The 24,077-nt window shown below is 42.8% G+C and carries 25 protein-coding genes; 18 read left to right on the top strand and 7 right to left on the bottom strand.

Going from position 1 to position 24,077, the window contains the following annotated elements; genetic code table 11:
- Window positions 1-37: 37 nt before the first annotated feature.
- The 3 genes from SJY39_RS13300 to SJY39_RS13290 form a co-directional block, all read right to left on the bottom strand.
- Window positions 38-274, bottom strand: coding sequence for a hypothetical protein (locus SJY39_RS13300; protein ID WP_010428622.1), 237 nt, complete (start codon window positions 272-274; stop codon window positions 38-40).
- Between the two features lie 169 nt (window positions 275-443).
- Window positions 444-1,070: a D-Ala-D-Ala carboxypeptidase family metallohydrolase gene (locus tag SJY39_RS13295; protein ID WP_010428625.1), complete on the bottom strand. Its 627-nt coding sequence runs from the start codon at window positions 1,068-1,070 to the stop codon at window positions 444-446.
- Window positions 1,071-1,240: 170 nt separating this feature from the next.
- A complete protein-coding gene (locus SJY39_RS13290) occupies window positions 1,241-1,555 on the bottom strand; it encodes a DUF496 family protein (RefSeq protein WP_004730049.1) in 315 nt (104 codons plus the stop codon).
- A gap of 195 nt (window positions 1,556-1,750) precedes the next feature.
- Here SJY39_RS13290 and SJY39_RS13285 point away from each other — a divergent pair, with 195 nt between their 5' ends.
- The 5 genes from SJY39_RS13285 to luxQ all read left to right on the top strand — a co-directional run bounded on the left by SJY39_RS13285 (window position 1,751) and on the right by luxQ (window position 6,955).
- Window positions 1,751-1,951, top strand: a complete 201-nt coding sequence (locus SJY39_RS13285; RefSeq protein WP_016769134.1) for a hypothetical protein — start codon at window positions 1,751-1,753, stop codon at window positions 1,949-1,951.
- Between the two features lie 64 nt (window positions 1,952-2,015).
- Window positions 2,016-2,672, top strand: a complete 657-nt coding sequence (locus SJY39_RS13280) for a YceH family protein (RefSeq protein WP_010428637.1) — start codon at window positions 2,016-2,018, stop codon at window positions 2,670-2,672.
- Window positions 2,673-2,987 (top strand): GIY-YIG nuclease family protein, encoded by a 315-nt coding sequence (locus tag SJY39_RS13275; RefSeq protein ID WP_010428640.1) that lies wholly within the window; start codon window positions 2,673-2,675, stop codon window positions 2,985-2,987. It begins immediately after the preceding gene.
- Window positions 2,988-3,293: 306 nt separating this feature from the next.
- Window positions 3,294-4,388 carry an autoinducer 2-binding periplasmic protein LuxP gene (locus tag SJY39_RS13270; protein WP_016795856.1) on the top strand — a complete coding sequence of 365 codons (1,095 nt, stop codon included), beginning with the start codon at window positions 3,294-3,296 and terminating at the stop codon, window positions 4,386-4,388.
- On the top strand, window positions 4,388-6,955 hold the full coding sequence (gene luxQ / locus SJY39_RS13265) for a quorum-sensing autoinducer 2 sensor kinase/phosphatase LuxQ (RefSeq protein WP_010428645.1): 2,568 nt from the start codon (window positions 4,388-4,390) through the stop codon (window positions 6,953-6,955). Before SJY39_RS13270 ends, luxQ begins: the two co-directional genes overlap by 1 nt.
- Window positions 6,956-7,061: 106 nt before the next feature.
- On the opposite strand, the gene SJY39_RS13260 is transcribed toward luxQ, so the two are convergent.
- Window positions 7,062-7,721, bottom strand: a complete 660-nt coding sequence (locus SJY39_RS13260; protein WP_010428648.1) for a PilZ domain-containing protein — start codon at window positions 7,719-7,721, stop codon at window positions 7,062-7,064.
- 194 nt (window positions 7,722-7,915) lie between these two features.
- Between SJY39_RS13260 and SJY39_RS13255 the strand changes: the two genes are divergently transcribed.
- Window positions 7,916-8,266 (top strand): HopJ type III effector protein, encoded by a 351-nt coding sequence (locus SJY39_RS13255; protein ID WP_016769138.1) that lies wholly within the window; start codon window positions 7,916-7,918, stop codon window positions 8,264-8,266.
- Between the two features lie 87 nt (window positions 8,267-8,353).
- Here the strand turns inward: SJY39_RS13255 and SJY39_RS13250 are convergent, their stop codons facing one another.
- Window positions 8,354-8,662, bottom strand: a complete 309-nt coding sequence (locus tag SJY39_RS13250; protein WP_080573667.1) for a DUF1289 domain-containing protein — start codon at window positions 8,660-8,662, stop codon at window positions 8,354-8,356.
- 160 nt (window positions 8,663-8,822) lie between these two features.
- Between SJY39_RS13250 and yegD the strand changes: the two genes are divergently transcribed.
- The 4 genes from yegD (at window position 8,823) to SJY39_RS13230 (ending at window position 13,476) form a co-directional block, all read left to right on the top strand.
- Window positions 8,823-10,175 (top strand): molecular chaperone, encoded by a 1,353-nt coding sequence (gene yegD, locus SJY39_RS13245; protein ID WP_010428653.1) that lies wholly within the window; start codon window positions 8,823-8,825, stop codon window positions 10,173-10,175.
- A 491-nt stretch (window positions 10,176-10,666) separates the two neighbouring features.
- Entirely contained in the window at window positions 10,667-11,707 is a 1,041-nt protein-coding gene (locus tag SJY39_RS13240) for a porin (RefSeq protein ID WP_010428655.1), read from the top strand.
- A 344-nt stretch (window positions 11,708-12,051) separates the two neighbouring features.
- Window positions 12,052-12,684, top strand: coding sequence for a fumarylacetoacetate hydrolase family protein (locus SJY39_RS13235; protein ID WP_016788887.1), 633 nt, complete (start codon window positions 12,052-12,054; stop codon window positions 12,682-12,684).
- A gap of 150 nt (window positions 12,685-12,834) precedes the next feature.
- Complete coding sequence (locus SJY39_RS13230) at window positions 12,835-13,476, top strand: LysE family translocator (RefSeq protein ID WP_010428658.1); 642 nt, start codon at window positions 12,835-12,837, stop codon at window positions 13,474-13,476.
- 119 nt (window positions 13,477-13,595) lie between these two features.
- On the opposite strand, the gene SJY39_RS13225 is transcribed toward SJY39_RS13230, so the two are convergent.
- A complete protein-coding gene (locus SJY39_RS13225) occupies window positions 13,596-15,320 on the bottom strand; it encodes a phospho-sugar mutase (RefSeq protein ID WP_146493102.1) in 1,725 nt (574 codons plus the stop codon).
- A gap of 480 nt (window positions 15,321-15,800) precedes the next feature.
- Here SJY39_RS13225 and coxB point away from each other — a divergent pair, with 480 nt between their 5' ends.
- The 4 genes from coxB to SJY39_RS13205 are packed head-to-tail and all read left to right on the top strand — an operon-like array spanning window position 15,801 to window position 20,234.
- Window positions 15,801-17,033 (top strand): cytochrome c oxidase subunit II, encoded by a 1,233-nt coding sequence (gene coxB, locus SJY39_RS13220; RefSeq protein ID WP_022570980.1) that lies wholly within the window; start codon window positions 15,801-15,803, stop codon window positions 17,031-17,033.
- On the top strand, window positions 17,030-18,691 hold the full coding sequence (gene ctaD, locus SJY39_RS13215; protein ID WP_016796955.1) for a cytochrome c oxidase subunit I: 1,662 nt from the start codon (window positions 17,030-17,032) through the stop codon (window positions 18,689-18,691). Before coxB ends, ctaD begins: the two co-directional genes overlap by 4 nt.
- A gap of 11 nt (window positions 18,692-18,702) precedes the next feature.
- Window positions 18,703-19,311 (top strand): cytochrome c oxidase assembly protein, encoded by a 609-nt coding sequence (locus tag SJY39_RS13210; RefSeq protein WP_010428685.1) that lies wholly within the window; start codon window positions 18,703-18,705, stop codon window positions 19,309-19,311.
- 38 nt (window positions 19,312-19,349) lie between these two features.
- A complete protein-coding gene (locus SJY39_RS13205) occupies window positions 19,350-20,234 on the top strand; it encodes a cytochrome c oxidase subunit 3 (protein WP_010428687.1) in 885 nt (294 codons plus the stop codon).
- Between the two features lie 37 nt (window positions 20,235-20,271).
- Here the strand turns inward: SJY39_RS13205 and SJY39_RS13200 are convergent, their stop codons facing one another.
- A complete protein-coding gene (locus tag SJY39_RS13200) occupies window positions 20,272-20,502 on the bottom strand; it encodes a DUF2909 family protein (RefSeq protein ID WP_010428690.1) in 231 nt (76 codons plus the stop codon).
- Between SJY39_RS13200 and SJY39_RS13195 the strand changes: the two genes are divergently transcribed.
- The 4 genes from SJY39_RS13195 to cyoE are packed head-to-tail and all read left to right on the top strand — an operon-like array spanning window position 20,390 to window position 24,006.
- On the top strand, window positions 20,390-21,337 hold the full coding sequence (locus SJY39_RS13195) for an SURF1 family protein (RefSeq protein ID WP_080572689.1): 948 nt from the start codon (window positions 20,390-20,392) through the stop codon (window positions 21,335-21,337). The genes SJY39_RS13200 and SJY39_RS13195 overlap by 113 nt on opposite strands.
- Entirely contained in the window at window positions 21,330-21,938 is a 609-nt protein-coding gene (locus SJY39_RS13190) for a hypothetical protein (RefSeq protein ID WP_010428693.1), read from the top strand. The genes SJY39_RS13195 and SJY39_RS13190 overlap by 8 nt, the downstream gene beginning before the upstream one ends.
- Before the next feature lie 48 nt (window positions 21,939-21,986).
- Window positions 21,987-23,042: a heme A synthase gene (locus tag SJY39_RS13185; RefSeq protein ID WP_010428695.1), complete on the top strand. Its 1,056-nt coding sequence runs from the start codon at window positions 21,987-21,989 to the stop codon at window positions 23,040-23,042.
- Window positions 23,032-24,006, top strand: coding sequence for a heme o synthase (cyoE, locus tag SJY39_RS13180; protein ID WP_010428697.1), 975 nt, complete (start codon window positions 23,032-23,034; stop codon window positions 24,004-24,006). Before SJY39_RS13185 ends, cyoE begins: the two co-directional genes overlap by 11 nt.
- The last annotated feature ends 71 nt before the right edge of the window (window positions 24,007-24,077 follow it).

Genomic DNA, 24,077 nt, shown 5'->3' with positions numbered 1-24,077 from the left:
TGAAGAATAGGGTTATCTCCAAACGACTGCTAAGTATCTAGCGAACTTCCAAGCCAAGGTTGTACTGGGCAAGGCAACGACCTACGTAACTTATTTTTAGTAATGCAGCTACCAATATGGTACTGATGTGTGCGACGATCTGGATGGACAAAGAGAAATGGTCGGCCAAAGGATAGGCAATGATAATGCTCAGTAGCATGAGCAAGGCAGTAATCGCTAAACTGAAGTTTGATACAGAAAGTAGAGTTTGAAAGCGTTGAGTCATTGTCTTCATATTGAATTCCTAATTGCCAATAATAATTATGATACTTGTTATCAATAGCAATTAGCGTTCCAGTTGTTCTAAATTAATATTATCAATGCTTTATATTGAATTTAAATACCAATAGGGTCAAATTGACTCTGGTGGATTTGCGGTCAATGTGACTCGATCGTGTGCTTAATTACCATTGTCTAAACCCGCAAGTATCGATGTGGAATCGAACTCCAGAATATAGCCCCAATCCAACGTTGTTTTTTTGCCCGAATTCAGCATGAATCTTTTTAAGTTTAACGTGCAGATCGCTTCGAGAAATGCCGTTGGCAGGAACGAGATCTAAGGCACAGAATTCCAAATGTTTGCTTTGCAGAGCCCCTCCAGCCTGCTGGTTGTAAATCTTAGAACGTTCGCCTGAAACAGGGATAACAATACCAATTTCAGGCTCGATGTATTGTTGTATGTATTTCAAGGTATTGATCATGTTAGGCACGTTTTTCTTATTGGGAAGGGTAAACAAAGTGGTGTTACTCATTGCCCAGTCTGTTCCTTGAAGTAGCACTAAATGCAATGGCATACTTTTGGTCACACCAGCATCTTTGAGCTGTTGCCCAACTTCCTTTACTTTATCTTCTGCATGATTAAGAAGCATCCAACCTCGAAATGCCGATCGAGTCGGAACCTTGTAACCATGAACATCTACTACGAGGTCGTCGTAAGTGATTTCTGTCTCTTCAGTGTAAAGTCTCTCAAATTCTTCGGGGTAGGGCTGAGTTGATGATAGCGCTAAGGTAATCAGAATACTTGCGTACATAGGGTCACTCCATTGCTTGCGTTTACTTAGTAACTTACCTTCACTTGATAACTTGCTGTCACCAAATCATTTACGTTCAATTAAGTATAGACGATAGAATTTACGTACAAAAAAACCCACTACAAAGAGTGGGTTGCTAACATTATTGCAAGTCAATTTACTCGGTTAGATTACTTCTTACCTTGGGTTTGCTTGTCTTCTTCTGTTAGTTCACGAATACGACGGCTGATATCGCGACGCGCTTTAGAAATCTCTGCGCTCTTAATGATGTGGTCATCAACACGGTCTTCGTAGTCTGCTTTCATGTTTTTGATAATGCCTAAGATTTCGTCATGAGTCATTTCTGGCTTGATGTAATCAAGTAGGTTATCAAGGAGGTCGACACGCTTGCGGTTGTCGCGAACTTTCTTTTCGTTGTCTAAAAGTTCACGCTTAAGTTTGTTCTTACGTCGTGCTTGGTTAACAATTTCAAATACGCTGCTCATAGATTCCTTTTCCTATTCGTCAAATACGTTGTCTGGTTCTGATTAAAGCACATCAATTGATGATGTAACAGTCTTTAGATCAAAGCGAAAGTAAGCTTGTATAATTATTCGGCAGTCTCGCTGATACGTGATTGTTTTTATCTAAGTGTTCACGTTAGTATCCAGTATAGATACTGCATTGATACGAAATGTTAAATGAAAGAACAACAATTGGAAATAGTAGATTCGGTGGAGCATGCGACTGAATCTTCAGTAGAGAAAAACAAGCTTCGTGAAGCATATGTCCAAGAGCGTACTTATTTGGAAGTCGTGGAAATAGAGCTTAATCGTTCTAAGATCATATTGATTGATGAGCAAGGTAGAAAGAAACGAGTACCAATTTTGTCTGAGCACTAGCTATTACTGGCTGAATTGTTAAGTGTTGAGGTGGAATTATCAAAAATAATAAAAAGGAAAAACGATGAACACAGTACTTTCCCCAATTGAAGCGAGAATCATTGGTTGTTTGATCGAGAAAGAAGTGACTACTCCCGATCATTACCCACTGACACTGAATAGCTTAACAACGGCTTGTAATCAAAAGAGCAATCGTGACCCAGTTCTTTCTCTGTCAGAGTCAGATGTTTTAGATGCGGTTGATGGTTTGATTGCGCGTCGCATGGTGAGTGATGAAAGCAGCTTCAACAGCCGTGTTAATAAGTATCAACATCGTTTCTGCAATACTGAATTTGGTGATCTGCAGTTTACCGAGCAAGAGCGTGCGATTATTTGCTGTATGTTACTTCGCGGTGCGCAAACACCCGGTGAACTTCGAACTCGAACGGGCCGCCTAGCGAATTTCAATGATGTGAAAGAAGTGGAAGCTACGTTAGAGAAATTAGCTGCAAGAGAAGCTGGTGCATTAGTGGTCAAACTTCCTCGCGAAGCTGGTAAACGTGAATCTCGTTACCAACACTTGTTGAGTGGAGAAGTTGATGTTGAAGCGTTTGAGACGGCATCTGTTGGCGCGGCTACGCCATCTGCGACGAGCGAAAAGTTTGAAGAACTTGAATCTGAAATCGCAAGCCTAAGAGCAGAAGTGGCGGAGTTGAAAGAGTTGGTTGAATCACTGCTTTAAATGACGACGTCTAATAAAGATGCGGATTGGGTCGTGTATCTGATCCGCAATAAAAACAACGCGCTCTATTGTGGAGTAACTAACAATTTAGAGCGTCGTTTTGAACAACATCAGCAAGGTAAAGGTGCAAAGGCCTTAAAAGGTAAAGGTCCACTTAAGCTAGTTTGGAGTTTTAGTGTCGGGTCTAAAAGTGAGGCATTGAAAACCGAATACGCGATCAAACAATTGCCCAAATCTCGTAAAGAAAAATTGGTATCACTCAAATTAATCATTGAGTGGCAAGAAGATAAAATTCAATATACCGAAGTCTCATAAATCATAGCTAAAATATTCACTATTGAACTAATTATTAAGAATGAAGAATTGTACGATACTTTTTAAGTTATTGATTTTTAATAAATATAAACCGTTTTGTTGTCTTTTTGATACTTGCATTAGGGCCATCAGTTTTTATATCAATATCAGATTGACTAATTACTCATTTGGAATGTCGTTCTAATTAGTTTTAGACGCTATCATTTATCGTCGTTGTCCTACATAATATATTTCAGCCATACAAAGAGATGGTGTCATGCTAGGTTAAAAAATGAGCCAAAGTAGTTCATATAAAACGAGAAAAATATGAAACGTTTATTGATGTTGTTTGGACTTGCCGTATTTTCTGCGTCCGCTCTCTCCCACGGTACCCGTGTCCTCAATGGGTATTGGGAATACCAGGATTATCTTGCTAAATTTCCAGAACAAAAAGCGCTGACGGATAAGATGGTCGAAGCTGTACAAAACCACCCCGTGCCATTAAAGCGAGCTCAAGATAGACCGATCACAATTTCTGTTGTTTACCCTGGCCAACAGATCTCCGATTATTGGGTCCGAAATATCCAAGCCTTTGAGAAACGTCTCGACAGGTTAAGAATTAATTACCAAATAAACCAAGTGTTTACTCGTGTCAATGCGGATATATCTCAGCAGAGTATTTCTTTGCAAGAGGCGATTGAAAACAAGACGGATTACTTAATTTTTACGCTAGATACAACTCGACACCGTAAATTTATTGAGCATGTATTGAGCTCTACGGATACCAAGTTGATCCTGCAAAACATCACCACTCCAGTACGTGCGTGGGCAGACAGGCAGCCATTTATGTATGTGGGTTTTGACCATGCAACAGGCAGCTTGAAGTTGGCGGACTATTTTAAACAAGTGACACCTCCTAACAGTAAGTACTCGGTTCTATATCGTTCAGAGGGCTACATTAGTGATGCTCGTGGCGATACCTTTATCCATGATGTAAACACCGATACTAATTTTGATCTCAAGTCTTCTTTCTACACTAAATCAGATAAGGAAAGTGGTTACCAGGCAGCTAAAATCAGCATTGCGAACAATAAGGATCTAGACTTTATCTATGCATGTGCAACTGATGTCGCTCTAGGTGCTGTAGAAGCGATTCGTGAGTCGCGTAAAGATATCTTAATTAATGGCTGGGGAGGCGGTTCTGCTGAACTTGAAGCGATTGAGAGAGGTGACTTAGATGTTACTGTCATGCGAATGAATGACGATACGGGTATTGCGATGGCAGAAGCTATCAAATGGGACCTTGCTGGGTTGGAAGTTCCTACCGTTTATTCTGGTGAGTTCGAAGTTGTCACCAAAGAAGACTCTTCGGAACGTATTTCAGAACTTAAGAAGCGTGCATTTAGGTACTCAGGCCAATAATGAAGAAAAGCTACGCCAATACACCAAGAAACACTTTAGCCAAATTAATTACCCGTATTATTATTTTAGTGATAGGGGTGATGGCGCTTGGCGTGCTTATTCATAATTATGAGACCAGTAGTAATATTGTGAAACAAGAGACCAATCGAACCGTTCAGCAAACATCAAGCCTGATCCAAAACATGTTCGACTACCGTTTGTCTGTTCTTCAAATTCACCAAGATAGTAGTTCACACAGTCAAACTTTAAGAGGGTATTTTGATACTCATAATGAAGAGGCGTTGAGCTATTTTTTCTTTGGTGTTGATCAGCGGGAGCCTGCTCACGCGCCAGATTTACGCTTTATTTCTACTCATAATGGTCTAGTTTGGGACGATGGAAATGGTCAGTTTTATGGTTTAGACAATACGTCATTAGAGAGTATCTCTAATGAAGTATCGTTCAGTAGTAATTGGCATTTTTTGAAGCTAGCCACCGATATTGGCGACCGCCATTTATTGGCACGAAGAACACCCATTATTGATAACGCGACCGGTGAGGTTCTTGGTCAGTTATATATTGCCATTGTGCTAGACAATAACTTCTCTCTTGCAGAATCTATCCAACAAGGAAGTAATTGCGAAAATATTGTCATCGAGGCTAATGGAGCGCCAGTTACTTCAACGTTCAGTGGTGACGAAAGCTATACGATAACGGATATTCTTGCTTACGAAGTCCATGATGAATTACCTCTCCACTTCGTCACCATCACGACGATTCAGATAAACGCCGTTGATACACCACTCACTATTCGAGCGGTGCAAAAAAACACCAATTTTATTGAGTTAGAAGAGAATTATGAGCGCGCCATTATTGTCGTGATCGTTGTGATCGTCTTTATGTCCTTCTTTACGCGAGCTTGGATTCAAAGAAGAGTCGCGGCTGAGCTCGATAAACTGATGAACTTTACCCGTTCCGCAAGTGACAATGATGAATACAACAAGTTTGATGGTTCCAATATTTTCGAGTTCCATCATATTGGTTGCACGCTAGAAGATACCTTTGAACGTTTATCTGAACAGAACCAAAAGTTCCAAGATCTGTTCAATTTTGCTCATTCACCCATTTTGGTCTGGTCTGAAAAAGGCGATTTGATTCAGATGAACCCGGCAGCTCGCATGGCTTTATTCGATGACGATGACAACTATGGTGCGATGGCTCAAGAGTTTGAGAGTCGTATGTTGCCGAACATTCAAATGGTGGTTCAAGGCGCGAAACTGACGGGGATTAATGTGCCAATCGGTGAAAAGGTGTTCCGTTGGAACATGTCTGCGATTCGCGTTGAACACGGTATTACAGGAGTGGTGGTTCAAGGGCAAGACATCACTAAGCTGATAGAAGCAGAGAGACAGGCTGATCGAGCAAGAGAAGAAGCTGAGCATCTTGCGAATGTACGAGCCGACTTTTTAGCTAAGATGAGCCATGAGATTCGTACGCCGCTAAACGGTATTCTAGGTGTGTCCCAGCTGCTTAAACGTTCTTTACAGGGAGAAGATAATCGGGGCCAAGTCGATGTACTTTGCAACAGTGCTGAACACTTACTGGCGGTACTTAATGACATCTTGGACTTCTCTAAAATCGAACAGGGTCAATTTAATATACAGAAAAAAGACTTTCGCTTAACGGAGTTGGTTAATACGTTGGATAGTATTTATCGACCGTTATGCGAGGATAAATCAGTTGTCTTTAGTATTATGAATCATTTAGTTGATGACGTTGAGATATACACTGATCAAGTTCGACTTAACCAAATTATGTTTAACCTATTGAGTAATGCATTGAAGTTTACTCATCAAGGCAGCATTTCAGTCAACTTTGAGCTAGAAAGTATTTTTAACTCCGACAAAGCCAGCTTAATTGTGCGAGTCAAAGACAGTGGTATTGGTATTGATGAAAACAAGATCGATGCAGTTTTTGAACCGTTTGTACAAGCAGAGGAGACCACAACTCGCGAGTATGGCGGCACTGGTCTCGGATTAACGATTGTAAAAAACCTAGTCGATATGCTTGAGGGAGATATTCAAGTTCGCAGTGTCATGGGTCAAGGCTCTGAGTTTATTGTTGAATTACCGGTTGAATTGCATTCAAAGTCGTTGTTAGGTTACAAACCACAAGCAGAGATTGATCCTGAAACGCTTTTTAGTCGACCTTTAGAAGTATTGTTGGTAGAAGACAATCACACGAATGCATTTATCGCACAAGCTTTCTGTAAAAAATATGGAATGATCGTGACTTGGGCTAAAGACGGTTTAGAAGCAATAGAAATGGCAAAGGCGAATACGTTTGACCTCATTCTAATGGACAACCAACTGCCTAATTTAGGAGGGGTCGAAACCACTCAGAAATTGAGAGATGAGATTGTTTTGTCAACACCTATCTATGCCTGTACCGCTGACGCTCAGAAGTCGACTAGAAACAGCTTCCTAGCCGCCGGGGCAAATTACGTGATTGTAAAACCGATCAAGGAAGAGTCTCTACACCAAGCTTTTGTACATTTTAAAAACTCTTACTGGGAGCAACAGGACTAATCTTTAGCAAAAGCAAATAGTCGTATGGGATTCCTTTATGAAATTGTGGTGAAATATCGTTTTTATTCCTAAAATTTTATAATCACAACATCCCAATAATAAACTGCTACAAAGAACTTGCGATAAAGGCTTGTTCCAACAGTAGTGTTTTTAGCTCATCACTCATGCTTAAGTGTTCGGGAAATTGGATACCAAAAATCCAGCCTTGACCTTGCTTTTTCTTACTCACCACTTTGTAGACCAACTCACTTTCTAAATGCTCGCTCAGTACTGAATTGACTTTGATCTTCCAACCTATATCGATATCAGATTGCTGTGTAATGTAAACACCACAGCCAGAGACAGAAAAATCCACTAACGTTGCGTCAAGTGACAGCGTGTCAAAGGTCACTTCACACCCTAGGTGCACTTTGTATCTTTCGTGTTCGCGGATTGGTTTAGTCGCAAAATTAGACGGCGGGCGAAGAAAAATAAGATGCGCTGGCGAAGTGATATGAGCCAGTACATTGGTTTTAAATGCAATGATATGTCCAAGCTCAGTATCGGTAATAGCACGGACAATCATATCAACATTAGTGAGCTTTCTGAGAGTGAGTGCCTCGGTTGCTTTTTGGGAGAGCTCTAAGATCAGGTACTGATCTTCCTTATAGCCAATATACAGGGTGCTTATTTGGACTGAGTCGTCTGGGCCGAATTCCAACACACCTGCTGTTTTTGTACCGGGTTTAAGGTATCTGAACAGTTCTATGTTTTTATCTTTATGCATATTCGTTATTGAACAATGTTAACCATCTGATGAAATAATATAACGTCCTGATAATACTATGTCATTAGTTTCATTAAGGTAATTGCAGGTGTCGAGTAAAAAGGTGAGGTGTTTTCAACAGGAAACAACAGCTTACTCTTGCCGTAAAACAAGATAGACTATTGTTAGTTGTGTACTTAATGGAGAATGAGTAAATGGAACTGAAAACTTTCTTAGAAAACCTGAAACAAGCACCGGAAAGCGTTCAATTTGAAGATACAATGCAAGTGATAGAAGCTAGCTATGATTTTTCTGAGAGTGAATTTCGTAATGGCGATGTGGTTAATGCGGCAGGGCAGAACAATGGTTCGTGTAAGATTTTTGCCTTTGGTTTAGCGTTAGGCCTCTCAGTAGATCAAACGTTGGCTTGTTTTGGTCAGTTTTACCGAAATGACGTACTAGATTTTCCTGAGAATACCGACCATCAAAATATTCGAAACTTCATGATACATGGTTGGGGGGGAGTCGAGTTCTCTCAGCCGGCATTGGTTGCAAAAGCTAAGTAATCACTCATTTAGTTAATCGTGTCTTGAAGCGAGATAATGGTATCTCGCTTCTTTTTGCGTTCTAGTGCAAGTTCATAGGCACAAAAACTACTGAACAGGTAAGGCTGATAGGCACTTACGACACAGACAAACACCTGCTTTTGGAATATTGTCGGTGTCTCGCTTCTCTAATTCAAAGCACCAACACGTCTCTTTTCCCGCACTGATATCACATTGTGCAGGCTCATTGCATTCTGGGCATTGATGAGTTGAGCTAATGCCACTCAGATTATTCATCACTGATTCTCTTTCGTTTTCAGATAACCCTTTCCAGCCGATAATCTCATCCATTGTTCGATGGCATCCACTGCATATGCCGCCATTATTTTTACAAGCCGCTCGGCAAGGTGTTTTCATTTATCTGACCCATGATTCATTTGTGCTGAAATGTAGCATATTTGTTTTCCTTTGCAGAGCCCTGTTAACCAAGAATTGACTCAGTAAAATTAACAAAGCAACTCGTAATTTTAAGGTTTTTCATGTAGCATCTCGCCCCTTTTGTCGAGTGGGGGATATTATGTTTATTGGATTTGATTATGGAACGGCAAACTGTTCTGTTGCAGCAATGGTTAATGGAGAACCAAGCCTATTACCGTTGGAAGGTAACAACCACTATATTCCCTCAACTGTGTTTGCTCCGACTCGTGAAAGCGTTTCTGAGCATCTATTTCGCCATTTGAATATCAAACCGAGCGATGTGGTTGGCGAGCAGGTGTTACGACGTGCGATTGCGTTGAACCGAGAAGAGAGTATTGATTTAGTGCCTGAAGATATGGCATTTGGTCAGGCAGCGTTGGATCTTTACTTAGAAGACCCTCGTGACGTTTACTATGTGAAATCGCCGAAATCTTTCCTTGGTGCGAGTGGGCTACATGATGTTCAGGTGAGTTTTTTTGAAGATTTAGTCTGTGCAATGATGGCGAATATTAAACACCAAGCCGAACTGACGACTCAAGAACAGATTAAACAAGCCGTTATTGGTCGTCCGATTAACTTTCATGGTCGAGGTGGTGAAGAAGCAAACCGACAAGCCGAACATATTCTTTCTCGTGCAGCTAAGCGTGCTGGCTTTACTGATATTGCTTTTCAATTTGAACCTGTTGCGGCGGGGCTTGATTATGAAAGTACCCTAACTGAAAACCAAACGGTATTGGTGGTGGATATTGGTGGTGGTACGACCGATTGCTCATTGTTAGAAATGGGACCAACTTGGTCGGGTAAGGCGGATCGTACTCAAAGTTTATTAGCCCACAGCGGGCAAAGGGTAGGAGGGAATGACCTTGATATCTACCTTGCTTTTAAACAACTGATGTCACCTTTCGGTATGGGTAGTAAAGGCATTTCAGGTATCGATATGCCGCTGACTCAATTCTGGAATCCAATTGCGATCAATAATGTTGAAGCGCAAAAGAACTTCTATTCTCGCGAAAACCTAGCGGCCTTGAAGTTACTTCGTAAAGAAGCTTCAGATCCTCAAAAGTTAGATCGCTTGATGAGGGTTTATCACGATACTCTAGGCTACAGCATTGTGCGTCGAGCTGAAGAAACCAAAATTGCTTTAGCTGAATGTGCTCAATACCGAACGGCGATTAATGTCGCTTCTGAGTTAGTGGAAGTTGATATCTCTGTTGAACAGATGATCGAAGCTATTGAAACACCAAAGTCTAAGATGATTGAGTTAGTAAAAGAAGCCATTCAACAAGGTCAGAAAAAGCCAGATGTTATCTACATGACCGGTGGTTCGGCTCGATCTCCAATCCTTCGCCAAGCAGTAGAAGAAGCTGTACCGAATGTACCGATTGTGAGTGGTAACTATTTCGGCTCAGTAACAGCAGGTCTGGCTCGTTGGGCTGAGGTTTGCTTTAAATAAGAACGAAAGCTATGAGTTATTGAAGGCAACCCATCACTGATTGGTTGCTTTTTTTGTATCTGGCTTCGATGAATTTCCGCTGAGTTACTTTTTCTTCTCTAAAGCAGTGGAAATTATTTTACCGGGTTAAATGTTTCAAATGCATTCTAGATGTTACAAGGTGTTTCAAGGTTAAAAGTTTGTCATATAATGGTCTGATGAGTAATTTTAAATTTTGATTTTTAATGTTTATTTGGTGATTAGAAAACCAAAAATTTTGATGTTTTTATCTCAAAAAGTAACAGTTCGCATTTGTGTTTTTAGTTTAATTTATTGTTTAAAAAGGTTTTTTTGTTTTTTATAGTGCGAATTTTTTTATTTTACATATTTTAATGCAACTTTTTGTCATTCGTATATTAGTGTTTGTCCACTTGTTAAATGCAGGTAACAACTTCTCCGTAAGCACGAGGTTGTTAGTGAATAACTCACCCAGTTACATAATGGATATGACAATGAATAAGAAACTTTTAGCGCTAGCAATTTCTGGTGCAGTATTTGGTACACAGGCAGTTGCAGTAGAGCTTTACAACGAAGACGGCACAACATTCTCAGTTGGCGGTCACGTTTCAGTTGCAGTTGGTGATGTAAACAGCGATGACCGTCTTAACAGCGATGATATCGGTGTAGAATCTGTTTCTCCACGTATCAACTTCGGTGCAACTCACGATCTTGGTAACGGCTTTACTGCTGATGCTAAAGGTGAATGGGCGCTAAACATGCTTGACGGTGGTGAAGAGTCATTCACAACTCGTCTTGGTTACGTTGGTCTTTCTCATGACGATTACGGTCGTGCAGCAGTAGGTACTCAATGGGCACCTTACTACAACGTTGCTGGTGTAGCAGATATGCCAATCGCATTCGCGAATGACTTCATCTACGAAGATCACGGTAACCTAGGTACTGGTCGTGGCGAAGAAATGGTTAGCTACGGCAACGCTATCGACTTCGGCAACGCTGGCTCTCTAAACGCAGCTGTTGCATGGCAAGGTCGCAAAGCTGATGGTGCGAACGAATACGGCAACCGTGCTCAAATTGCTTTGAATTACGCGATTGCTGACGTTACTGCGAACTACGCATACAACACCGGTGATGTTAACTACTTTGGTGTAGTGGGTTCAAAAACTGCTGATTCTCACGTATTAAGTGCAACTTACGGTTCATACGGCGCTGAAGGTCTTTACCTTGCTGGTGTATACGCAATGAACAACTACATGAACTCAGGTAACGGCCAGATTCTTGAAGAGTCAGTTGCAATTGAATTACTAGCTTCTTACGCTCTTTCTAACAGCCTTAACCTAAGCGTTAACTACGAAGCGGTAGAAGACGACAAGCTAAGCGATACAGTATTTGCTACTACTGCTCTACAAGCTGAATACAACTTCACGTCTCAGTTCGTAGGCTTTGCTGGTTACCAGTTCGACCTACAAGGTTCTGGCGTTTACAAAGAAAAAGCTGACGACCAGTGGCTACTTGGTGCTCGTTACTACCTATAAGTCGCAGACTAATTTAGCATAGTGTTTACTCCTTAAGTTTACCTTTTAGGATACTGTCCTAGACACCATGCTAAGCCCTCTCTGATCTCTTGATTAGAGAGGGCTTCTTTCGTTCTATACGCATCTGTTTTAGTTTTTCCTTCATGTTACCTAGCCATTCATTTCATCTACGTAGCTATGCTCTTGTCATCAGTTCTTATATGTCGCGATCTTCGGATAAAAGTATTTAAATCATTAAATTGAGCTAAAGATCAGAATTTAGATGTTGATAACCATCTTGTCGAAGATTCTCTCTTTATGTTGCGGTAAACTTTGCACTCCAAAAAATAGTTCAGGGACAAACTATGAGCAGCGTTGTAGATCAGGAACAATTGATGAATTCGAAACGAACAGCAACTCCAACTAAGGTGCTGTGTGTTGGGCGTAACTATGTCGATCACATCGAAGAACTCAATAACGCAATTCCAGACTCAATGGTGGTTTTCAATAAACCGAGCACCAGTGTTACGTCATCTCTGTCTTCTTTTCATCAAGAAGCGCTGCACTACGAGTCAGAAATCTGTTTTATCGTTGAAAATGGTCAGTACTCCGCTGTGGGTTTAGGGCTAGATCTCACTAAACGTGAATTGCAAAGTAGCTTAAAAGCGAAAGGTTTACCTTGGGAGCGCGCCAAAGCATTTGATGGTTCAGCCGTATTTAGTCGCTTTGTTCCAACTGATAACTTAGACCTCGCGGACTTGAATATAGAACTGTTTATCAACTGTGTCCGCGTTCAAAAAGGACACGTTGAACAGATGCTCTATTCCCCGAAAACTATCCTCGAAGAGTTGTCTTCTTACACGACATTACTCGACGGTGATGTCGTGATGACGGGTACCCCTAAAGGCGTTGGAGAAGTACACCGCGGCGATATATTCCTTGGTCGCCTTAAGTGTGGAGAAACGACATTGATTGAGATTGAATGGGTAGCGAGTTAATCACATTGGTTTTTTTAGTTAATAAGTTGGTTTTACTGGCTGTTGGTGGTTGTTAATTCGAATAATTAACCATCAAGCAACGGGTTGCATCTAGAATGGCGTTTGTAATTGATATAAAATCCGGCTCCGTTTTTATCAATACTGAAGCTCATGATCGACTTAGCCATTTTACCTGTTTACCTGACAGCCGTTGTTGCACTTCTCCTTTTACCTGGTCCTGATATGTTACTGATCGCGAGCTCAAGTATGAGCTATGGTCGTAAGGTCGGTGTGTTTGCGAGCCTAGGTAACGCGACTTCTGGAATTATTCTGACAGTGCTGGCGGCGATGGGTGTGTCGGCATTGATCGCTATGAGCCCTATTGCTTTGAAAGCGCTGCATTTATTAGGTGGTGCATACTTACTTAAAATGGGATGGGACTGCCTTCGAACCGATCAGGGAGAAGCGGCCGGACTCAGTGACAATGCTGCCGCTAAGTCGTATTACCAAAGAGCGTTAATTAGTAATCTGCTTAATCCAAAGGCGTTGGTTTTTTTTGTGATGTTTTTGCCTCAATTCGTTTCTACAAATATTGAAGCGACCTCTGGTGAACAGATGCTGTTTTTGGGCCTATTATTGAACGTTCTTGGTTTGACGTTTAATTTTCTTCTTGTGGCTTTGGTGGGTACTATTGGTAAGCCTCTCGTAGAAAACGCAAAGTTTCGTACTTATCAGCAGAAAGTGATGGGCGGCGTGTTTATTGTGTTAGCGGTTTGGATGCTTTCTTCTTTCTTTACTGCTTCAATTACCTAAGTAAAGCACATGATAACGGCTCATTGCCGATAAAAAATGGACGCTTAATGCGTCCATTTTTGGTTCTGCTAAGTACGAATTGTCTTATTCGAATATCGAGTAAACTCTCGCTTCACCGACTAAGAATTCAGCTCTTTTTGGTGCTGTTCAATTAGTTTCTCCATGAACTTTTCACCACGTAAACGAGTGTCTTCATACGTCTCTGTTTCTTCAAACTTTGTCACTGTTTCATAGTAGACTTTCACTTTTGGCTCTGTGCCAGAAGGGCGGACGATAATACGTGAGCCATCTTCAAGGTGATAAATCAGCACGTCACTTGTTGGTAAGTTAATGGTTTCAGTATCGCCACCAACGATGTATCGCAAAGAGGATTGCAGATCTTCAATCACAGAGATAGCGACCTCGTTTATAGCTTTAGGTTGAGCAGCTCTGAGTTTAGAACCAATAGATGGCGAGTCAGGGTCAAGCGCAATACTTCTCTGAGCGTTAGTATGGACGCCATGCTCACGCGAAATTTGAGCGAGGAGATCCCAGATGGTTTGACCTTGAGATTTCAACTCTTCAACTAATTGAGCGAAGACAACGATAGCCGATAGGCCATCTTTATCTCGTACCTGAGTGCCGATTGTGTAGCCAAGGGCTTCTTCATAGGCGAACAAGAACTCATTCTGCTCATCCTCCAACTGCATCCCAATATTCGCCAACCATTTAAAGCCCGTTAGCGTTTGGAAGTAAGTCGCGCCGTGGGATTGAGCCACTTTTTCAAGCAAGGTTGAAGATACAATACTGTTACCAACTAATTGGTTTTTGGTGTGCGGCTTCGATAATAAATAGTGAGCGAATAACACACCTACTTGATCCCCAGTCAGCATCTTGTAAGAAGCATCATCGGTTCTAATTGTATCATCGATTCTAACTGCAACGGCAAATCGGTCTGCATCTGGGTCATTAGCGCAAGCGATGTCGGCATCAACACTTTTGGCGAGGTTAATAACGAGATCCATTGCCCCTTTTTCTTCGGGGTTCGGGAAGTTAACGGTCGGGAAGTGACCATCGGGCTCTCTTTGTTCCGGTACACTGAATACTTTGTGGAATCCAGAATCATGGAGAAGATCTTCAGCCATTTGTGCACCTACACCATGCATGGCGGTATAGGTAATGGTTGTTTTAGCGGCTTCGGTACTGTTGTTTACATGCGGGCTCTGATTAATCGCAGCTCGATAGGTTTGATAATATCCCTCGGTGAGCCACACTAATTTGCCTTGCTGTTCTGCATCACTCAAGTTCATTAAAGGAATAGGTTTGGCTGCAGCAGTGTCGATTTCAGCTGCAATGCCTGCATCGTGAGGGGGAATAATTTGCGCGCCATTTTCCCAGTACACCTTGAAGCCATTATATTCTGGTGGGTTGTGGCTAGCCGTTACGACAACAGCAGCCGCCGCATTAAAATGCTCAATACCGAAAGCCACAATAGGTGTTGCTGCCACGTTAGAGGTTAGGTAAACCTTGATCCCCAAAGCCGTAAGCACGGAAGCTGTATCAATGGCGAACTGCTTTGAATCTAAGCGCCCGTCATAGCCAACAACGACACCGCGAATGGTGGCATTAGCGACATGCTCGATTAAATAGTGGCCAAGTCCGGTTGCTGTTTCCTGTATTACTAACCGGTTCATTCGATTTGGACCGCATCCAACTTTGCCTCGTAGACCTGCTGTACCAAATTCTAACCGTTGAATAAAGCGATCTTCTAATTCGTCGTTCATCCCCTCATCGATGAGGTACTGTAGCTCTTCACGAGTTCTTGGATCTGGGTCTCTCGCTAACCAGTTCATTGCATTTTGCATAATCACTAAACCTTTTCATGTCGGGATATCTTTCTGTTGATTTAATTTAAGTGATATTGATTATCATTTCCATGAAAGCAATCGTAAAACTCGATTTAAAATAAATTCCAACAGCAAGGGAAGGGCATATGGATAAAGCTACTTCAATAATTGTCTGTTTAGTAAGCACACTTACCTTGAACAATTGGATATCACTAACTAGCCTTTTACATAAATATAACAAAGTTTGACAAGTTCGCCGTTTTTGAATCTTTCGTAGAAACTTCCAATGTCTCTTAATCGGAAAGTACATAGGTTGTTTATGGGTCAGTGGTCACTGAGACTGTATCACTTTAGTCGTCGCGTGAGTTGTAGATTGAGATTCAGCCTTTTCATATGTAATCGGAATAACAATGTATGTTGCCCTGCTAGTAATGACTTATAGCCCGCAACAACATTTAAGTCGCAATTATCCAATTAGGAAGGATGAGGAGAGATCTTTTGAAAAGATTATTGGTCAGTCTAGCGTGGCTTTTGAATATTTTTGTTGCGGCCTTAATATCGCCTTTAGTGCATGCAAGTACTGAATACAACATGACACAAGGTGTTACTGAGATTAGCGGTAAAGTGTATGAACTCCATATGCTGATCTTCTATATCTGTTGTGCGATCGCTTTCGTCGTCTTCGGTGTGATGTTTTACTCTATTGTGAGACACCGAAAGTCGAAGGGTGCAGTAGCGGCTCATTTCCATGAAAGTACTAAAGTTGAAATTCTTTGGACGATCATCCCAATCATTATTCTCATCGCTATGGCCATCCCAGCCACCAAGACCTTGATAGCGATGGAAGACACCTCTCAATCAGAACTCACTGTCAAAATTACAGGCTCGCAATGGAAATGGCATTACAGCTATTTTGGCGAAGATGTTGAGTTTTTTAGTCTTTTGGCGACAAGTGATAAAGAGATTGAAGGAATCGAAGTTAAAGGGGCACATTACTTGTTAGAAGTGGATAATCCGCTCGTACTGCCTATCGATCGTAAAGTCCGTTTCTTGATGACTTCTGATGATGTTATTCACTCATGGTGGGTACCAGCTTTTGCGGTAAAAAAAGATACCATTCCCGGTTTCATCAACGAAGCGTGGACAAAGATCGATGAGCCCGGTGTTTATCGAGGGCAGTGTGCAGAGTTGTGTGGTCGTGCTCATGGTTTCATGCCGATAGTGGTGCATGCAATGGAGGAGGATGACTTTGATGGATGGCTTGCGGAACAGAAAGAATTGGCGATAGCCGCAAAGCAAGCGGCTCAAGATGCACTAGATGCGTCACTTTCCTTAGATGAATTGAACGTCATCGGTGAAGAAGTTTACAAAACCCGTTGCGCAGTTTGTCACCAAGCCAATGGGGAAGGTATTCCCGGCGCATTTCCTGCCATTAAAGGAAGTCCTATTGCACTTGGTGATGTGGGTGTTCATATCGATACCATTGTTTATGGTCGCGGAGGTACCGCAATGCAGGCGTTCGATAATCAGTTAACCGAAAAAGAGATTGCTGCGGTAGTGACTTATCAAAGAAATGCTTGGGGTAATGACACTGGCGATGTGGTTCAGGCTTCAGATGTGAACGCTTATAAGGCGAAGCAAGAAGGTGGATCTGACAACGAACAAAGTGAAACGAACAGTGAACAAGGCTCAACGGATGAGGCACAAAACGATGCTAAGGAGCAGTTATGAGTTCGCCAATCAATAAGCCGGTGAAATCGGCTCCCGCAGAAGGTCAAGCACTGAGTCATTCAGCTGAAGGTTCATTGGACAGCCATGATTTAACTCATGATGATCACGACTCACATGCTGCTCCCAAAGGTTGGGCGCGTTGGCTTTACTCAACCAACCACAAAGACATCGGTACACTTTACCTTTGGTTTAGCTTTGCCATGTTCTTAACAGGCGGCGCCATGGCGATGGTGATCCGTGCGGAGTTATTCCAACCGGGGTTACAGCTCGTTGAGCCAGACTTCTTTAATCAGATGACTACCGTTCACGGTTTAATCATGGTGTTTGGTGCCGTGATGCCTGCATTCACAGGTTTGGCTAACTGGATGATCCCAATGATGATTGGCGCTCCAGACATGGCGCTGCCGAGAATGAATAATCTCAGTTTCTGGATTCTACCTTTTGCTTTCTTGATCTTAATTGGTTCTTTGTTTACTGAGGGAGGCGGCCCGAGCTTTGGTTGGACATTTTATGCGCCGCTCTCGACAACTTATGGTCCTGATAGTACGGCGTTGTTTGTATTTTCTGTCCATATTATGGGGATCAGTTCGATCATGGGGGCGATCAACGTCATCGTAACCATAGTGAACATGCGCGCACCGGGTATGACTTGGTTCAAGTTACCAATGTTCGTATGGACATGGTTAATTACCGCTTTCTTGCTGATAGCCGTGATGCCCGTTCTCGCGGGTGCGGTGACTATGGTACTGACTGACAAATACTTTGGAACAAGCTTCTTTGATGCCGCTGGTGGTGGGGACCCGGTGATGTTCCAGCACATATTCTGGTTCTTTGGGCACCCCGAAGTGTACATCATGATCTTGCCGTCGTTTGGTATCGTCTCGGCTATCATCCCAGCCTTTAGTGGCAAGCGCTTGTTTGGTTACCATTCGATGGTGTACGCGACCTGTAGTATCGCCATTTTGTCTTTTTTAGTGTGGGCACACCACATGTTCACAACGGGTATGCCAGTATTTGCCGAACTGTTCTTCATGTATTGCACCATGTTGATAGCGGTGCCGACCGGTGTGAAAGTCTTCAACTGGGTGGCGACTATGTGGCGGGGGGCTTTGACCTTTGAAACACCAATGTTGTTTGCGATTGCCTTCATTGTTCTGTTTACGATTGGTGGGTTATCTGGATTGATGTTGGCAATAGTGCCTGCTGATTTCCAATACCACGATACCTATTTTGTGGTGGCTCACTTTCATTATGTTCTGGTAACAGGTGCTGTGTTCTCGATTATGGCTGCCGCCTATTATTGGCTGCCTAAGTGGACAGGGCATATGTACGACCACAAGCTCAGTCTGTGGCATTTCTGGACGTCGGTAATCTCAGTGAATGTGCTGTTCTTCCCGATGCACTTTTTAGGGTTAGCGGGCATGCCACGTCGTATTCCAGATTACGCTATTCAATTTGCTGACGTTAACCAAGTGGTGTCGATTGGTGGTTTTGCCTTTGGGTTGTCTCAGCTGATCTTCTTATGGTTGGTTATTAAGTGCGTAAGAGGCGGAGAGCCCGCACCAAGCAAGCCTTGGGATAGAGCTGAAGGGCTAGAATGGACAGTTCCAAGCCCTGCGCCTCATCATACCTTTACTCATCCATCTAAAGTGGATTAGAGGGCAGAGCCATGAGTGATAAGCAAAGCGATCAAGATAAAAACCAACCTAAACGTTCATCCAAAAAGCTGACGGGTTATTTGGTGTTGAGTGTGGTTGCGATGTTTGGTTTCGGTTTTGCTTTGGTGCCGCTCTACGATGTGATGTGTGACGCCCTAGGGATCAACGGCAAAACCAATACGGTTTCTGCCGTTCAACCTCAGGGAATGCAGCCCGACTATTCTCGTACGGTACGCGTTGAATTCATGTCCCACATCAAGCCAGATATGCCGTGGCAGTTCTCGCCCGAAGTTCAAGTGTTAGAGGTTCACCCTGGTAAGGTGATTCAGACTAACTACATCGCTAAAAACCTATCCGGTGCCTCATTGGTTGGCCAAGCCGTACCATCGGTTTCTCCAGGCATGGGAGCGACTTACTTTAACAAAATGGAATGTTTTTGTTTCAATCAGCAACCATTAGAGGGGCACAAGAGTGCCGAAATGGGATTAATATTTTACATTGATCCTGACATTCCTGAATCAATACATACGCTTACACTCTCTTATACGCTGTTTAACATCACGAGTCAGGTGAGTGGAGAGGCAAGTAAGCCTGAGTCTAACGTGCTCGCAAGTAACTAGGGATTTACAGAACCAGTATCAACATAAGGAGTTGAGCGATGAGTTCTAAAAAGGAAGTTTATTTCGTTCCACATCAAAGCCACTGGCCATTGGTGGGTGCTGTAGCACTGTTTTTGGTCGCGGTTGGTGCTGGCTTGACGGTGCAAAATATGGGCACCGACGCAGCCGGTGGTGTATTTGGAAAAGCGGTGTTGTTAGTCGGGTTTGCTGTGCTGCTTTACATGCTCGCAGGTTGGTTTAGCAATGTGATCACGGAATCATTGAGTGGTCTTTATTCTGAGCAGATTTCTCGATCTTTTCGACAAGGTATGAGCTGGTTCATTTTCTCTGAAATCATGTTTTTCGGTGCTTTCTTTGGCGCTCTTTTTTACGCTCGTATGATTTCAGTGCCGTGGATTGGTGGCGCAGGCAACAATGCGATGACCCATGAAGTGTTGTGGCCGATGTTTCAGTCTATATGGCCATTAACGACGACGCCTGATGGTGTGACGACACAAGCCATGCCTTGGCAAGGTATCCCGCTTAAAAACACTATTATACTGCTGCTTTCATCTGTGACGCTGCACATGGCACATATCAGTCTTGAACAGAATAAACGTATGGCTTTAATCGTGTGGTTGGAAATAACCATTGTTCTGGCTGGCTTCTTCCTGTTCTTCCAAGTTGAAGAGTACCTTCACGCTTATCAGGAGATGGGACTGACACTTCAGTCTGGTATCTACGGTAACACCTTCTTTTTGCTGACTGGATTTCACGGCTTGCATGTTTGTTTAGGAACGATTTTTTTGGTTGTATTACTGGCAAGAGTTGCGAAAGACCATTTTTCTCCAAAAGATCATTTTGCGTTTCAAGCGGGCAGTTGGTATTGGCATTTTGTTGATGTGGTTTGGTTAGGTTTGTTTGTGTTTGTGTATGTGCTCTAACGAAATATGCTGGTTTAGCTGCTGGATTTGTATGGGCTTAATAAGGGCGAGGGTTGGGCGTTATCATTCCTGAACCTAAAGCCAGTAATAACAGTAGTACGACAACGACTGACCACATCACTCGACGACCCAAAAAGTGACTGAGCCTTTTTCCATTGTGTTTGCCCGAGGCGATTTGGATTAGACCTTTCATCAAATTGAAAGCGATAAAAAACAGCAAAGCGACCAGTACAATTTTAAATAACAACACAAAGGTAGATAACGCCATAGTGATAACTCCAAACCGATTGATTGATGATGAACACAAGTTCCGCAGTAAAGGTTTTTGGATAGCGGTTGTTTTAACTGTGGTTTCAGTCGGCATTTTAATCAAGTTGGGTTTGTGGCAGTTAGATCGAGGTAACGAGAAATTGCGTTATGAACAGCAATTGACAGAGAGAGCACAGCTATCGCCACAACCTTTAGATGTCGTTATTTCTGAGTTGCGAGAGCAGGGTTTATCTGGCCAAGAGTCATTAAATCCTCAAACCCTAAGCGGGTTAAAGGCTGATGTTGATTTGGTAAATACGAGTGGCTTGATGTTCTTGTTAGACAACCAGATAAACCAAGGAACGGTAGGGTATGTGATTTACATGTTGGGAAAGGTTCGTCTTGAAGATGAAAACAACTCATTAGTGGCTGAAAAACAGTTGTTGATCGATCTTGGGTTTGTTGCGGCAAGTAATGACAGAAGAGAACTACCGCAATTAGGAAGCATTACTGTACCAAGCAAAATGTCAGGGCGCTTGTATACACGCTCAGTGAATCCTTTAAGTCATGAATTGGGTTTAGAAAATACGACACCGAATAGAATCCAAAACCTAAACATAGCAGCGTTATCACAATACACCGGGCAAGAAGTGCTGCCCTTTGTCTTCCAACCTCAGAGCTTAGGTTCCTGGCCTTATGAGTTGTTATGGCGACCGACGGCAATGAAATCTGAGAAGCACTTCGGTTACTCATTTCAATGGTTTGTAATGGCAGCGGTACTTTTGTTTTTGATGTTGTTAATTGGCTATCGGTACTTAAAAGCGACACCTATCACGGAGAACAACGATGGATAAATCTCAAGCACAAGTGAACAGTGAAAGTACGGAGGCAAACATGGCTGAGCTTAGAAGCCGTCGTACTAAGGGACGTTTGGTATTAATCGGACTCGTTCTAATTTTCACTTTGCCTGCGATTATCGCCAAAACTGTGTTGGACCAGAATTGGTATACCTCAGGTGTCACTAACTCAGGCGAATTGGTAGAACCAAGAGTCACGCTAGCGGATTTTGGCGTAACGGTACCCATGGCTGGAGAGGGTTGGTTAGTGGGTTATATCGCACCGATGGAGTGCGAAAGCTTGTGTGAACAACAGCTTCATTATTTGAATCAAAGCTACTTAGCGTTAGGAAAAAACAAAGAACGCGTGACCGCCGTTGTTTTCGTCTCAGAAGGTAATTCGTTATCGGGTTCTCTTGATAAGCCTGATCTATCTTTGTTAGCTGGTGGTGATCAGTTAAGTTCCGAGTTTGCGTCAGCTTCCATTGTGATAATTGACCCACTCGGGCAATTGGTTATGGAATACAAAAGCGTTTCTGATCCTTCGCAGTTAGTCAGCCAATCTAAAGGCATGATTCATGATTTACGAAAATTACTCAAGTTGTCGAGAGTGGGGTAAAGGCCAGTAATTAGTCGGCGTTGATGATTCTAGATAGGGAGATAAGCAATGCAAAAAGGAGCTCCAAAGTTACTCATGTTGATTATGAGAGTGACTATATTCCTAACTTTGACTGTGATTGTACTCGGTGCTTACACTCGTTTGTCTGATGCCGGTCTTGGCTGTCCCGACTGGCCTGGTTGTTATGGAAAGATCACGGTGCCTTCTGATGTATTGGCGGTGACTGAAGCGAATCTGCAATTTCCAGAACGAGCTCTCGAAGCAGACAAAGCTTGGATAGAGATGATCCATCGCTACTTTGCAGGAACATTAGGGCTGCTTATCTTTGTCGTTGTTGCTTGGTGTATTAAAAAGAATATAACAACTGCTGGTCTGCCGTTACTTATTTCTGCAACCGTGATATTTCAGGCTTTGCTTGGAATGTGGACGGTGACTCTCAAGTTGATGCCCGTTGTGGTTATGGCGCATTTGATGGGGGGCTTCACGTTGCTGTCACTGTTGTGTTTGCTCTACTGTCGTTTGTCTCAATTCCAAAGCCGTTTTGGAGAGGTTGCCTATTCTTCACCACTTAAAATTTCGGCACTATTCGGATTACTCATTGTAGTCGGGCAGATACTGCTAGGTGGCTGGACATCGTCAAACTATGCCGCTTTGGTGTGTACCCAATTGCCGATTTGTGAAGGTAACTGGATGAGCTACCTCGACTTCAAAAATGCGTTCGATTTTGCTCAACATGGACACGATAACTATGAGTTTGGTGTGTTGGAATATCCCGCGAGGCTTACCATCCATGTCATGCACAGGTTCGGGGCTATTGTGGCGACGTTAACGGTGCTGATGATCGTGTTCCAGCTATGGAAATTTGGCCAAGCGCCTCACCAAAAGCTGAGCGTGATTGTCGCAATAGTCTTGTTTACTCAAATCGGCCTTGGGATCAGTAATGTATGGTTTCATCTGCCAATTTTAGTTGCGGTTTTGCATAACCTAGTCGCAGCGATGTTGCTCATCAGCATGGTTGTAACCAATTTTGTCGTGTGGCAACGCAAACCGAGTGAGATCTTGGTGAAGAACAGTGTATTACAAGGAGGTAATCATGGTCAGTAGAACGTCAACACAGTATGAAGTGGTGGCTCAAGACGCAGCCTTAACTCATAAGATAGCAACCAACAATGACACAGCTTTAAGTAACAAAATTGCTACAAAAAACAAAGCCACTTGGAAAGTCTATTTAACGCTGACCAAACCAAAAGTGGTGGCTTTGATGTTGCTTACAGCACTGGTTGGGATGTGTTTAGCGGTACCCAATGGATTGCCCTTACAACAAACCCTGTTCGGAATGATTGGGATAGGGCTGATGGCAGGTTCGGCAGCTGCATTCAACCACTTGATCGATAAAAAGATTGATGGGCAAATGACTCGAACAAACCGACGTCCTTTGCCATCGGGTGAACTGAGCAGTGTGCACGTGTTCAGCTTTGCTGCTGGTATCGGCTTACTTGGCTTTGTCACGTTAGTGGTGTGGGTCAATCAACTGACCGCTTGGTTAACCTTTGCAAGCTTATTGGGTTATGCCGTGATTTATACCATGTACTTGAAACGAGCAACGCCGCAAAACATCGTGATAGCAGGCATCGCTGGCGCTATGCCCCCTTTATTAGGTTGGACGGCAGTAACTAATGAATTGCATTCAAATGCTTGGTTGTTGGTGATGATCATCTTTATTTGGACGCCTCCGCACTTTTGGGCGTTGGCGATTCATCGTCGTGATGAGTATGCCAAAGTGAATATCCCCATGCTGCCTGTGACTCACGGAATCGAATACACCAAGACTTCTATTTTTCTCTATACCTTGTTGCTTAGCATCGTGTGTATATTGCCGGTATTGGTCGGCATGAGTAGTTGGATATATCTAAGCGCTTCATTGGTGCTCAACGGTGGGTTTGTTTATCATGCTTGGGTACTTAAATATCGTGATGAGCCCAATATGGCGATGAAGACCTTTAAGTTCTCCATTTATCACCTAATGATCTTATTTGTCGCTCTGTTGGCGGATCATTATTTGCTTTGACAGCTTTGCGCTGAACTACATAAGGTTTTCCTTATATCAGACCAAACCTTTGGCTTCCACTAACCTAACTC

Source organism: Vibrio sp. R78045 (assembly GCF_042466085.1).
In the GTDB taxonomy this organism is placed as follows: domain Bacteria; phylum Pseudomonadota; class Gammaproteobacteria; order Enterobacterales; family Vibrionaceae; genus Vibrio; species Vibrio cyclitrophicus.
The sequence above is the reverse complement of the archived record's forward strand: the minus strand, read 5'-3'. Positions and strand labels throughout refer to the sequence as shown.

Excerpts from the sequence above, each read along its gene's own strand:
- SJY39_RS13240 (WP_010428655.1), top strand. The coding sequence starts at position 10,667 with ATGAATAAGAAACTTTTAGCGCTAGCAATTTCTGGTGCAGTATTTGGT.
- SJY39_RS13290 (WP_004730049.1), bottom strand. The coding sequence starts at position 1,555 with ATGAGCAGCGTATTTGAAATTGTTAACCAAGCACGACGTAAGAACAAA.
- SJY39_RS13185 (WP_010428695.1), top strand. The coding sequence starts at position 21,987 with ATGCAAAAAGGAGCTCCAAAGTTACTCATGTTGATTATGAGAGTGACT.
- SJY39_RS13235 (WP_016788887.1), top strand. The coding sequence starts at position 12,052 with ATGAGCAGCGTTGTAGATCAGGAACAATTGATGAATTCGAAACGAACA.
- SJY39_RS13250 (WP_080573667.1), bottom strand. The coding sequence starts at position 8,662 with ATGAAAACACCTTGCCGAGCGGCTTGTAAAAATAATGGCGGCATATGC.
- SJY39_RS13225 (WP_146493102.1), bottom strand. The coding sequence starts at position 15,320 with ATGCAAAATGCAATGAACTGGTTAGCGAGAGACCCAGATCCAAGAACT.
- SJY39_RS13295 (WP_010428625.1), bottom strand. The coding sequence starts at position 1,070 with ATGTACGCAAGTATTCTGATTACCTTAGCGCTATCATCAACTCAGCCC.
- SJY39_RS13300 (WP_010428622.1), bottom strand. The coding sequence starts at position 274 with ATGAAGACAATGACTCAACGCTTTCAAACTCTACTTTCTGTATCAAAC.
- SJY39_RS13260 (WP_010428648.1), bottom strand. The coding sequence starts at position 7,721 with ATGCATAAAGATAAAAACATAGAACTGTTCAGATACCTTAAACCCGGT.
- cyoE (WP_010428697.1), top strand. The coding sequence starts at position 23,032 with ATGGTCAGTAGAACGTCAACACAGTATGAAGTGGTGGCTCAAGACGCA.
- SJY39_RS13270 (WP_016795856.1), top strand. The coding sequence starts at position 3,294 with ATGAAACGTTTATTGATGTTGTTTGGACTTGCCGTATTTTCTGCGTCC.
- ctaD (WP_016796955.1), top strand. The coding sequence starts at position 17,030 with ATGAGTTCGCCAATCAATAAGCCGGTGAAATCGGCTCCCGCAGAAGGT.
- SJY39_RS13190 (WP_010428693.1), top strand. The coding sequence starts at position 21,330 with ATGGATAAATCTCAAGCACAAGTGAACAGTGAAAGTACGGAGGCAAAC.
- SJY39_RS13255 (WP_016769138.1), top strand. The coding sequence starts at position 7,916 with ATGGAACTGAAAACTTTCTTAGAAAACCTGAAACAAGCACCGGAAAGC.
- SJY39_RS13285 (WP_016769134.1), top strand. The coding sequence starts at position 1,751 with ATGAAAGAACAACAATTGGAAATAGTAGATTCGGTGGAGCATGCGACT.
- luxQ (WP_010428645.1), top strand. The coding sequence starts at position 4,388 with ATGAAGAAAAGCTACGCCAATACACCAAGAAACACTTTAGCCAAATTA.
- SJY39_RS13275 (WP_010428640.1), top strand. The coding sequence starts at position 2,673 with ATGACGACGTCTAATAAAGATGCGGATTGGGTCGTGTATCTGATCCGC.
- SJY39_RS13280 (WP_010428637.1), top strand. The coding sequence starts at position 2,016 with ATGAACACAGTACTTTCCCCAATTGAAGCGAGAATCATTGGTTGTTTG.
- SJY39_RS13210 (WP_010428685.1), top strand. The coding sequence starts at position 18,703 with ATGAGTGATAAGCAAAGCGATCAAGATAAAAACCAACCTAAACGTTCA.
- SJY39_RS13230 (WP_010428658.1), top strand. The coding sequence starts at position 12,835 with ATGATCGACTTAGCCATTTTACCTGTTTACCTGACAGCCGTTGTTGCA.
- SJY39_RS13200 (WP_010428690.1), bottom strand. The coding sequence starts at position 20,502 with ATGGCGTTATCTACCTTTGTGTTGTTATTTAAAATTGTACTGGTCGCT.
- SJY39_RS13205 (WP_010428687.1), top strand. The coding sequence starts at position 19,350 with ATGAGTTCTAAAAAGGAAGTTTATTTCGTTCCACATCAAAGCCACTGG.
- yegD (WP_010428653.1), top strand. The coding sequence starts at position 8,823 with ATGTTTATTGGATTTGATTATGGAACGGCAAACTGTTCTGTTGCAGCA.